Consider the following 11,812-nt stretch of genomic DNA (forward strand, 5'->3'; position numbering starts at 1 on the left):
AAAAATGTCATATCGTCCTTTCTCACCCTGGCCTTGTTTTACTCAAGAGGAAGCAGATGCCGTCACTAAAGTATTACTCTCTAACAATGTGAACTATTGGACAGGCAGCGAGTGCACTAACTTTGAAACTGAGTTCGCGTGCCACACGGGTTCAAAGTTTGCGATTACATTGGCCAATGGTACTGTTGCATTAGAACTTGCGTTGAGAGGCCTTGAGATTGGTGTTGGCGACCATGTCATCGTAACACCCAGAACATTCATTGCTTCCGCTTCATCTATTTCCGCAGTTGGCGCCGTTCCAATATTTGCAGATATTGATCCAGATACTCAGAATATAAGTGCAGATACAATTAGAGTTGCATTAACTCCTCAAACCAAAGCAATTATTTGTGTCCATCTAGCAGGCATGCCTTGTGATATGGATCCGATAGTGCAACTAGCAAAAGAGCACAATCTTTATGTAGTCGAAGATTGCGCACAAGCTCATGGTGCAACATATAAGGGTCGATCTGTAGGTAGTATTGGTGATGTCGGGGCTTGGTCTTTTTGCCAAGACAAAATCATGTCAACCGGTGGAGAAGGAGGCATGGTTACAACGAGTAATGCAGATCTCCATGCACGTATGTGGGGCTATAAAGATCATGGCAAAGATTGGGATGTGATTCATTCTAACAGCAATAAGTCAGGAAGCAGTTTTCGCTGGGTACATAACTCGCTTGGCACAAACTGGAGAATGACAGAAATGCAAGCAGCCATTGGTAGAATTCAATTACGTAGACTTCCTGAGTGGGTTGAAAAGCGCAAAGCAAATGCTCAACGCATTTGGAGAGAAGCAATTAGAATCCCGGGGCTTAATCCATCAGAAGTACCTGAGTGGGCCGGTCATGCCGCATATAAATGCTATGTTTTTGTTAATCCGGATGCATTAAAACCAGATTGGTGCAGAGACAAAATAATCAATAGCATTAATGACTTAGGAGTGCCGTGCTTCTCGGGATCATGCCCAGAAGTCTATTTAGAAAAAGCTTTCGAGAAATCGAATTTGAGGCCATCTTCTCGCCTTCAAAACGCTAAAACGCTAGGCGAAACTAGTTTAATGTTTTTAGTTCACCCAACCCTAACGGAATCAGAGATAGACGCCACATGCGAAGCTATGGAAAAGGTCATGAGTCAAGCGACATTGAGTTGAACATTTATTGCACACCAACATTGTTAATCTATTTAACATACTATCAACGGCCTAAACTCATCTCGTAGTGCTTGAATGGACTGAAGTTAACGCTTAACCTTCCTTCACTGCTATCCTTATTAGTACTGATCTTCTCACCCGTGAATAATTGCAAAGCGTAACGGAAACTATGCAAGCAAAACTGGTCAAACTACCTCGAAATATAAAACGTGCCATTATGTTGGCGTCTGATGCCGTTGCCATACCACTCGCTTACTGGGCATCTTTCAACCTAAGACTTGATTTCGGTTATTCCACGTTGAATAGTAACGATCTATTGGTCCTGGCTGGAACACTAATCCTGACCTGTATCCTTTTCACGAGGATAGGCCTCTATCGCGCAGTATTACGTTACATGGGCATGGAAGCAGGATGGACAGTCGCAAAAGGTGCATTGGGTTCAACTCTGATAATGCTATCCATCGCGTTCCTCGCTAATTCACCTCTGCCGAGATCTGTTCCATTCATTTATTTCTTAATTCTACTTCTATTTGTTGGAGGCGTACGCTTTCTAGCCCGACAAATGCTTCACTCTCTTGAAAAATTTAAAAGACGTCCAGTTGCCATATATGGAGCAGGTGCAGCAGGTACTCAGGCTCTTATGTCTCTCTTGAAGTCTCCCGAGTACAAGCCGGTCCTATTTGTAGATGACGACCCCAAAGTACAAGGGCGCGTCTATTGTGGAGTTGAAGTAGTTAGCCGTGATGAGTTCCTCAAACGCGTCGATCATATGAACATCAAAGATCTTCTTTTGGCTATTCCAAGTGTAAGCCGAAGACAAAGAAAAGAAATAATTGAATCAATGTCCCACCTGCCTATCCACGTTCAAACCATACCAGGCATGGCTGACCTAGTATCTGGAAAGGCCAGAATAGAAGAAATAAAAGACGTAGACATAGAAGACCTGCTTGGTCGAAATCCCGTAGATCCTGATGATAATCTAATGCACGCAAACATCAGGGGACGAGTGGTAATGGTTACGGGGGCTGGCGGTTCAATAGGTTCTGAACTATGTAGGCAAATAGTAAAACTCAACCCGAAAATGTTATTGCTGTTTGAACAATCCGAATTTGCTTTATATCAAATTGAGAGGGAACTTAAGACTGAGTACCACGAAGAGAAATCAGACATCAAGATCGTACCAGCTCTAGGTTCTGTGTTAGATAAAAGTTTGCTCAAATCCTTCGTCGCTACTTTCGGCGTCCAAACCCTATTCCACGCGGCAGCATACAAACATGTGCCTATTGTAGAATATAATGTTGTAGCAGGTATCAGAAACAATGTCTTTGGTACCTTGAATGTTGCCGAAATTGCTAATGAGTGTTGCATAGAAAACTGTATTCTTATTTCCACCGATAAGGCAGTCCGACCAACCAATGTGATGGGCGCCAGCAAAAGGATTGCCGAGTTAATATTTCAGGCCATGGAACAACGGAGCAAAACAAGATTTAGCATGGTTCGTTTTGGCAATGTCCTTGGCTCTTCTGGATCTGTTATTCCGCTATTTCGACAGCAAATAGAGAATGGAGGACCTGTGACAGTAACGCACCCAGATATTATTAGATACTTCATGACCATACGGGAAGCAGCCGAACTCGTCATCCAAGCGGGTGCAATGTCTAAAGGCGGAGAGGTGTTTGTTCTTGATATGGGAGAACCTGTAAAAATTTCTGATTTAGCACATAAAATGATTTCTCTAATGGGGTATTCGATACTTAATGATAAAGGAGAAGGAGATATTGAAATTGTCTACTCCGGGCTACGACCAGGCGAAAAGTTGTTTGAAGAATTGCTTATTGGGGAAAACGTAACTCCAACTCAGCACCCTCAGGTCATGCGAGCATCTGAAACTTATTTGGAATGGTCTAAGTTAGAGTGTTTCCTGAAAGATCTAGCGTTATATTGCAATCGAAATGATTGCGATACTATTCGGGATTTGCTTATAAGCTGTCCGCTCGATTTCAGGCCAGCTAACGATATCGAAGATATGCTTTGGCTCTCCGAGAAGAAAAACTTTACCCCACGCAGTGAAGTATTAGAGGCGATATAATCCAGAAACCTCCAGCAAGCAGGAGGTTTTTTTATGGTCACAGATCAAATTTCAATCAATGCAGATCCGGCACCACCCCCACCTGGGGCATATTGGCCAGCCCCACATCCCGGGCATGCTCCTCAAACCCTTTGTTCTTCCAGAAGAACGCACCCGGCATGGTTGTGGGAATCACCAGCACATAGAACAGTGCCCGCCCCATCAGCAGGGCCGCCAGGCCAGCCACCAGCATCAGCGCGAACAACGCAGTTCCCGCCACCGCACCTGTCGGCAACACCACCATGGCCAGCGCCAGCAGTACACAAGAGGCAATCAACCCATTACGCAGGGCGTAGGTTTTACCAAAGGTGGTGCACTGCACATAATGCGAGGCGGCACCCTCTCCGGATTCCACATTCAGGTATTTGGCGTGGGCCATCAGGCCGATACCCTCTGCGCCAAAGCCGATCAGGGCCATGGCGCCGAGCACGGTCATCAGGCCGGCAATGTCAGTGCCATTGATCAGCGCCAGCGGCAACAGGAAAGCCCCCAGCAGCAGGCTGCCCAGGCTGCCCATGGTACCAAAGAAGGAGGTGATCACCTGCCAGTGGTTCCAGAACGGGCGCGCCTTGATGCGATAGCTCTTGTGCATGTACCACAGGCCCACCAGCCCGGAGAGGGCAGCAAAGCCACCGGCCAGCAGGGCCAGTACATCCACGAAGCCCCACTCCAGCCAGATATTCACCAGCTTGAAGAAGGTAAAGGCGCCCAATCCGGTCAGGAACAGTGTGATACCCAGCCCCTCCCGGGATACCGGTGAATGCCTGAGGTTATTGAAGCCGCGATAGAAGCGCATGGGTTTGCCCAAGTGCATGGTGGACAGTACCAGCCCCCACATCTGCAAACCAATAAAGACAGCCAGCATGGGGATGTACAGCACGCTGCTTTCGATGGCGGCGATGCTGTCCAGCCCAACATAAGGTGCCAGCAGTACGGTGATAAAGGCACCGATCACCGCCTGGGTGGCCAGGGTGAAGATCACCAGCGGGTTCTCCCGCGAGCTCAACCGGCCCAGGTTCCAGTGGGTGTCTTTGCCTTCTTTCTCATCTACCACCGAGCGGAACTGGCCATCATCACCCTTGGCGTATTTCACCGGCATGGAGTCGGTGCGGGTGACTTCGTTGGGCATGGATTTGGTCTGCTGGAAGCGAATGTTGGGGTTAGTGATGTTGGGATCGGGGAATCCGGGAATCTGCGGCAGCACCTGCTCGCGGTTTTCCGGGGTGTTTTCGATCACACCAAAGTTCAGTGCGTTACCCAAACAGGCGGAGACACAGGCGGGTTTCAAACCCTCTTCCAAGCGGTCTACACACATATTGCACTTGGACACCTGGCCCTGAATGGGGTCCAGTTGCGGTGCATTGTAGGGGCATACCCAGGTGCAGTAGCCACAGCCAAAGCAGGTGTCCGGATCCTGCAGCACGGCGCCGTATTCTGCGTGCTTGGTGTAGGCGCGGGTGGGGCAGCCTTTCAGGCACACCGGATCATCACAGTGGTTACAGGCCATGGAGATGTTCATGCGCTTGTAGTCGGGGTAAGTACCCCCCTCCACATAGCCCACGGAACGGAAGCTGATGTGGGCCGGATTGCCGTTCTTTTCGCTGCAGGCCGCTTCACAGGCATGGCAGCCGATGCAGTTGTCGGCGGTAAAATGAAAACCGTGCTGCTTGTACCGGTTGGGGTTGTCGCCCACTGCCGGGTTCTGGTTGATCAGCAGGGATTGGCCTTCGGGCGCGCAACCACCACTGAGTTCCAGCAGATCAATTTTGCGGCCATAGCGGTTGGTGTCCTGTACTTTAGGGTCAAACAGCTTGGCGTAATTCTGCTCACCCGGGCGCTTCTCCCAGGTGGGTTGGGGGGCATCGTATACCGGATCGGGCTCGGCACCGATCTGGTCCAGGCGATCCCGTACATTACGTAAAATACTTAACATGTCCTCTCCTCTACTTCCGAATCTCTGGACTTCCGGATCTCTGGGGCGCGTTTAGAACGCGCGGCGTTGCGCATTGAGTTTGGCGGCCTGCTTCTGATCAGTGTGCTCGATCCGAACCGAGCACTGCTTGTAGGCCGGCTGGCGCGAATGGGGATCCAAAAGCCCTAACGAAAGCCGGTTGACACAATCATGGAAATGGAACGGTATGAACACCATATTGCGGGGCACCCGCTGGGTCAGCTGCACCATCACCACCGCATCGCCGCGGCGTGATACCAGGCGCACATAGGATTGGTGTTTGATGCCCAGTTCCGCCGCTGCATCCGGGTTCATCTCCATATAGGGGGTTGGGCTGAACTTGTTGCAGTTACCCAGCTTGCCGGTTCGGGTTCGGGTGTGGAAATGCTCCACCACCCGGCCACTGTTGAGCCAGAACGGGTAATCCTCGCAGGGGCGTTCGTTATTATCGATAAACGGCAGCGCAATCAGGTTGGCTTTGCCATCAGCTGTCTGGAAATAGCCATCGGTATAAAGACGCTGATCCCCTTTCACTTCAGCCGCGCCGTCTTGCAACTGGCTTTCCCGAAACGGCCACTGAATGCCACGGCTCTGCTCGATCAAATCATGGCTCATACCGGAAATATCCAGGGTACGGCCATCACCTTTGGAAAGCTGTTTCATTTCGTTGAACGCGCCTTCCGGCGTGTCAGGGAAGTGGATCTTCTGCCCGTTTTCAAAGCGCTTGGCCAGCTCGGTAAAGATCCAAAAGTCCGGTTTGGAATCCTCATGGGGCGCCACTACCGGGCGAATCAGGTTGACCCGGCGCTCGGTATTGGTGAAACAACCGGTCTTTTCAGCCCACACCGCCGCAGGCAGATACAGGTGCGCATACTGGGTTGTCTCCACATCCTGATAGGCATCCTGTACCACCAGAAACTCCAACTTCTCCAGGGTTTTGCGGATGCGTGGGGTGTTGGGCATGGAGGTCATGGGGTTGGTGGCCACCAGCCACAACCCTTTTACCTGGCCGGTCTCGATGGCGGGCAGGATGTCCGTCATGCACATGCCGCGCTTCTGTGGAAAGAAGGATTCATCAATGCCCCAGAATTCAGCGATTTCTTTGCGATCTTTTTCCTTTTCCAGATAGCGGTAACCCGGCAGGCCGGAGCAGGATGACCACTCACGGGTGCCCATGGCATTACACTGGCCGGTAATGGACAGGCTGGTGCCACCGGGCTTGCCGATGTTGCCGGTAATCAGGTTCAGGTTGTTGATGCCCACCACGCCGTCGGAACCGTGGGTGCTCTGGTTGATGCCCATGGTCCAGATGCTCATGGCGGCACCGGCATTGGCGTAGAGGCGCGCCACATTGCGGATGGTATCTTCATCGATGCCACAGATGCGCGCGGCGGTGGTGGGATCGTAATCCTTGACGCAGTTTTCCAGCGCCTCAATGCCGTTGGTATGGGCATCGATGTAGTCACGGTCTTCCAGGCCTTCCGCCAGAATCACGTGCATCAGGGCATTCTGCAACACCACATCGGTGCCGGGGGTAATGGGCAGATGGATGTCCGCAAACTGGGCAAACATGGTCACCCGTGGGTCCACCACGATCAGCGGGAACTTGCGCTTTTCAAGGGCCTCTTTCAGGCGCCAATAGATAATAGGGTGTTGCTCCGGCAGGTTGGAGCCCCAGGCAATCATGCATTCGGTGTGTTCGAAATCGTCGTAACACCCGGGTGGGCCGTCGGAGCCAAAGGAACGCTTGTAGCCGGACACGGCAGAGGCCATGCACAGGGTGGTGTTACCGTCGTAGTTGTTGGTACCGATGCAACCCCGCACCAGTTTGCCCAGGGTGTAGAATTCTTCCGTCATGATTTGCCCGGTGGATACCACGGCAAAGGCATCCCGACCGTGCTGGCTCTGAATACGCTTGATTTCCCCGGCCATCTTGTCCAGGGCGCTATCCCAACCGGTGGGCTGCCAGTCATCCCATGGCTTATCGCGCATAATGGGCGTGGTACCGCGGCCGGAGGCTTCAAACAGCTCGTGTTCAAAAATGCCTTTAATGCACAGCTTGCCGCGGTTAACATCGGCAGTGGCGACCCCCCGGGTGGCAACGGCACGCCCGCCTTCATCCAGCCCCACTTCGATCGAGCAGCCAGTGGAACAATAACCACAGGTGGTGTATTTCCACTGTTGGACTTTTTTGTCCAAAATCTTGATTTTTTTGCGATCCTGACGGCCAAAAAGCATTATTTTGGTTCCTCTCTCATTTTTTCAGCTCTACTACGGTGCAGAAAAATTTCGCGCACCAAACCAAACCGCACTACTTTGGTTCAATTTGATCACCAAAACGCCTATTTTTAGTGATTAACGGCAAATTCCCTGTAGGATTAACAAGATACGTGCCACAAGAACCGGACAAAAAATGGGGTAATAGGCCGGTGGCGGGCATAATAAGGGTATAAAAGGGTGAGAAAGGCAGAACAATGGCAGGTTGGGGTGATGCCGGGGCGCCCCCGCCTGGCAATTACCAAGGCGGGAGTGCGGCAGGGATTATCCCTGCTCCAGCAATCTCCGCAGATCGATGATAGCGGCGTTGGCCCGGGAGATGTAATTGGCCATTACCAGAGAATGATTGGCGAACAGTCCGAACCCGGAGCCGTTCAGGATCATGGGGCTCATTACCGGTTCCTGGGTTGCCTCCAGTTCCCGCACAATCTGACGCAAGCTCACCATGGCATTCTTTTTCTCCAGAATGTCCTTGAAGTCGATTTCAATGGCTTTCATCAGGTGGATCAACGCGTAAGAGGCGCCCCGCGCTTCGTAGAACACATCGTCGATTTGGGTGAACGGTGTTTTCAGGCGCATCTGTTGCGGTGACTGGGTGGACTGCTTGGCGGCCGAATCCCCGGCCAGGTCAATATTGATTTGTTCCTTGCCCACGCTGGCACTGAGTTTCTGGGAGAGGCTGCCCAGGCGGGTTTCCACGTCCGCCAGCCAATTGCGCAGATTGTCGGCACGGGCGTAAAACTGGGCGTTATTCACGTCCTCGTCCAGCAGCCGCACCTGATAGGCCTGCAGATACTGTATACCACGACGGTATTCCGATTCCGTGGACGGAAACCAGAAGCTGTCGTTGTCGAAATGCAGTTGGGGTTCAGCCCGGGCCAGGTCGATGTCCTCCCGGGAGGTGGACTGGGAGCGGGCAATGTCTTTACGCAGGGCCCGGCTCATATCGCGCAGCTGCACCAGAATACCAAACTCCCAGTTGGCGATGTTGTCGAGCCAGATTCCCGGTGGTGCAATGTCATTACTGATGTAGCCCCCGGGCTTGTCCAGCAGGCTCTCACCCAACCGAATCAAGGTGGAGGTGGTGGCAAAGCCGGTGGCCGGCTGCTCACCCAAGGCGGCGGCATCCAGCTCCACGGTGCGATTTACATCCCACAGGGCCGGCTCTGAACTCCAATAGACTCCGAGCCCGATGGCAAACAGCAGATACACCGCCACAATCCCGGAAATGAGTTTTGCCCACATGCTTTTGTTATCGTGCGTGTCCAATCCTGTTCCCTCAACCTTAGATTACTGACCCTAAGCTAACTGTTTATGGTGTCAGTGGCAACCTTCCACATGCGGCTGCCCTTGCCTACGCGGCTTCCTGCCCGGGCTGGGGTTCACCCAGAAAATAACCCTGGGCGCCATCCAGCTGGAAGCGTCGAAGCAAATCCCACTGCCCCTCCCCTTCCACCATTTCCGCGGTCAGCAAAATCTGACGGCTGTGGGCAATGCGCACCAGGGATTGTACAAAGAACTGGTGATCCAGGTTGTCTTCGATATCGCGGATATAAGAGCTGTCTACTTTAATGGAATAAAGCTGCAACCCGCTGAGATAGCCGAAGCTGCTGTTGGTGGTACCAAAGTGGTCGATGGTGAGTTTGGCGCCCAGCTCCCTGAGGCTGGCGGCAAGGCGGCGCAGCTTGCCATGGGCCGTGCGCACGGTTATTTCCGGCACCTCAAAAATCAGGTAGGGCGCCACATCCGGGTGATTGCGCAGGGTGGCCAGCAACCAGCCGTCGAAATCTTCCTCACGCACGCTGTGGCTGGACAGGTTCACTGCCAACGGCACCCGTTTGCCATTCTGCTGGTTTTTCAACTGCTCGATCAGGCGTTCGATGATCATGCGGTCAAACCGGCTTACCATGTCGAAGCGCTCAACCAGGGGGATGAAGTGCCCCGCGGTGATCAGCTTGCCTTCCACGGCCACCCGCGCCAACACTTCGTAATGCATTAACGATTGATCCACACAGGAAATCACCGGCTGGTAATGCAAAACCACTTTTTTCTTGCTGATCACCTCTTCCAGAAAACCGGCCCAGTTGCTCACTCCCGGCATGCTGGGCGCCAGTGCCTCGCCGTGAGCCGCCTGGTCGTACACTTCCACGTGCCCGCTCTGAAAGCTCTCCGCCCGCTCCAATGCGGCCGCCGCCTGGGCCTCCAGCAACTTGGGATCATGCCCCACATTGCAGGCGCTTAATCCGGCGTAAAGCTTGACCGGGGAACCACCCAGGTTCAGCCCATCCAGGCGCTGAATCCGGCCCAGCGCCTGGGTAATCATGGCTTGCACCTGGTCGATGGTCTGGTGGGGCAACAACGCAGCGAAGCGGGTTCCGGTAACGCGGGCCACGCAGTGCCCTTCCACGCCTTCCAGGGCCTGTTGCCACACCTGACCAATGCGCCGCAACAGCAGGTTGCCGGCATCATGACCATAGTGCTCGTTGTATTCGCCCATGCTTTTTACCTGCAGACGCACCAACACACCACTGAACGGTTCCTCCGGGGATTCAATTCGGGCATTGAGCTGGGCATTGAAAAAGCGGCCGTTACCCAGCCCGGTAATGGAATCCACATACGCCTGGTTGCGGACCTGTTCAATTTGCGCCACCTGTTCATCGAACAGCACTTTGAGTTGGCGGGTCATGCGGTTGATGGCTTGCACCACCCGCTTCAGCTCGCGGGTTTTCGGCAACGGTTGTTGCCCGGTGAAATCCCGGTTACAGATCAGATCTGCCTGTTTTTCCAATGTCCGCAATGGAGTCAGCACCGCCCGCACGATCATCAGTATCACCACCCAACTGATGACTCCCACGAACAGGAACAACCAGAATGCCTGCTTGGCCGCCACCCACAGATTGCGGTTGGCAGCATCCTTATCAGCGAACACCCGCACCTCACCCACCCGGCGCCAGCCATCGGTGATTTCACTGATCCCCGGCATAGGATTGATCTCCAGCCAGTTCACAAACCACGGCGGCACCAGATGCGGTGGCGGCTGCAGGGTACGGCGCGTGATTACATCCCCATCCGGATTGCGCACAATGATCTCGGTAAAGTCACCACGGTCGAATATGGCATCCACCATGGTCTGGACCATGGCCAGATCGTCCTGCCCCAGCGGTCTGGAGAGGGAAAGCCCCAGGGATGTCGCCGTATCCTGAGCATGGCTGTGCATCTGCATTTCCAGGTAATCCCGACTGTTGCGCACGCTCAAATAGCAAATCCCCGCCAACAGCACCAGCAACAGGCCGGTAATCAACAGAACCATTTGACGATGTAAGCTCACACTGTTCTCCTCGCGGCATGCCGACAGGGCGCAGCCCGGGTTGCCTAGTTTATTTTTGTTTAATCCGTGAGTGTATCCCTAAAGGCTCCCAAGCCCCAAGCGCACTCGCAAATCCCGCCACAAAGTAATGTCGTCCGCATCCCCTAACCTTGTCTCTTCGCCCCGGTTTTTGGCTTTCCACAGCCCCTCTGCATTAAAACTGTATACCGGTTCCAGATCCGGCCGCATTGACGCAGGTAGCATCTCCTCCACCAAAATATCCAGCACCAGGGGTTCGCCGCGCTCGGGGTAATAGGTCAGCACCATATGCGGTTCGTTCAGGCGCAACGCTTTGACATAGGTAATGCGCATGCTCTTGGCCGGCACCCCCAGCTGTCTCAGGGTAAAATACTTGGCAATGGCAAAGTCTTCGCAATCACCGCCATTACTGGCCAGGGTTTCCACCGGCGTCGCCCAGTAGTCTTCCTGTTGCCAATGCTCCAGATCGGTCCGAAATTGCAGCTGATTAAAGAAGCGGTTTACCTCCCGCAACTGGTCGGCGGTATTCTGATAGGTAATGTCCCACACCAGTTTCTCCCAGCGCTCAACACGTTCGACGCCGATGGCTCCATATTGATCATGTACCTTGCCCTTGATTTCAAGGGGCAGTGCTCCCGCCAATGCTGCGGAGCAGACCACCCAAAATAGCACCAGGACTGCCAGTCTTGTTCGCTCGCGCACGGATCGCTCAGGTTAGGGTTGTAATAAAAATAACTATAGCAGTGTGTAAGCTGGCTGCCTGTTAAGCGGTGACCAGTAGGTCCATACCCTATGAAGGAGGTCGATACCCTATGAAGGAGGTCACAGATTTTGGATTCACCTGCGCCAAGTGAAACCCTTTCGCCCCATAACCGTCTAACGTTACACTGAGCGCCTTTTTTGTACTCCAATTTTCTGAAA

At 53.0% G+C, this 11,812-nt stretch carries 7 protein-coding genes; 2 read left to right on the forward strand and 5 right to left on the reverse strand.

Translation table 11 applies throughout. The features are described from left to right. The first annotated feature begins 4 nt into the window (after positions 1-4). On the forward strand, positions 5-1,189 hold the full coding sequence (locus tag D9N13_RS21240) for a DegT/DnrJ/EryC1/StrS family aminotransferase (protein ID WP_290593976.1): 1,185 nt from the start codon (positions 5-7) through the stop codon (positions 1,187-1,189). Between the two features lie 169 nt (positions 1,190-1,358). After that, positions 1,359-3,278 carry a polysaccharide biosynthesis protein gene (locus tag D9N13_RS21245; protein WP_290593977.1) on the forward strand — a complete coding sequence of 640 codons (1,920 nt, stop codon included), beginning with the start codon at positions 1,359-1,361 and terminating at the stop codon, positions 3,276-3,278. Between the two features lie 55 nt (positions 3,279-3,333). On the opposite strand, the gene D9N13_RS21250 is transcribed toward D9N13_RS21245, so the two are convergent. The 5 genes from D9N13_RS21250 to D9N13_RS21270 form a co-directional block, all read right to left on the reverse strand. Continuing rightward, positions 3,334-5,250: a DmsC/YnfH family molybdoenzyme membrane anchor subunit gene (locus tag D9N13_RS21250; protein ID WP_290593978.1), complete on the reverse strand. Its 1,917-nt coding sequence runs from the start codon at positions 5,248-5,250 to the stop codon at positions 3,334-3,336. A 51-nt stretch (positions 5,251-5,301) separates the two neighbouring features. Then, the gene (locus tag D9N13_RS21255) at positions 5,302-7,506 is read right to left on the reverse strand and encodes a molybdopterin oxidoreductase family protein (protein ID WP_290593979.1); all 2,205 of its coding nucleotides are present in this window, start codon (positions 7,504-7,506) and stop codon (positions 5,302-5,304) included. Positions 7,507-7,809: 303 nt separating this feature from the next. Then, entirely contained in the window at positions 7,810-8,790 is a 981-nt protein-coding gene (locus D9N13_RS21260; protein ID WP_290593980.1) for a DUF2333 family protein, read from the reverse strand. Positions 8,791-8,899: 109 nt separating this feature from the next. After that, positions 8,900-10,873 carry an EAL domain-containing protein gene (locus tag D9N13_RS21265; RefSeq protein ID WP_290593981.1) on the reverse strand — a complete coding sequence of 658 codons (1,974 nt, stop codon included), beginning with the start codon at positions 10,871-10,873 and terminating at the stop codon, positions 8,900-8,902. A 78-nt stretch (positions 10,874-10,951) separates the two neighbouring features. Next, positions 10,952-11,563 (reverse strand): transglutaminase-like cysteine peptidase, encoded by a 612-nt coding sequence (locus D9N13_RS21270; RefSeq protein ID WP_290593982.1) that lies wholly within the window; start codon positions 11,561-11,563, stop codon positions 10,952-10,954. Positions 11,564-11,812 lie beyond the last annotated feature (249 nt).

Source organism: Ketobacter sp. GenoA1, from assembly GCF_003671475.1.
Lineage (GTDB): Bacteria > Pseudomonadota > Gammaproteobacteria > Pseudomonadales > Ketobacteraceae > Ketobacter.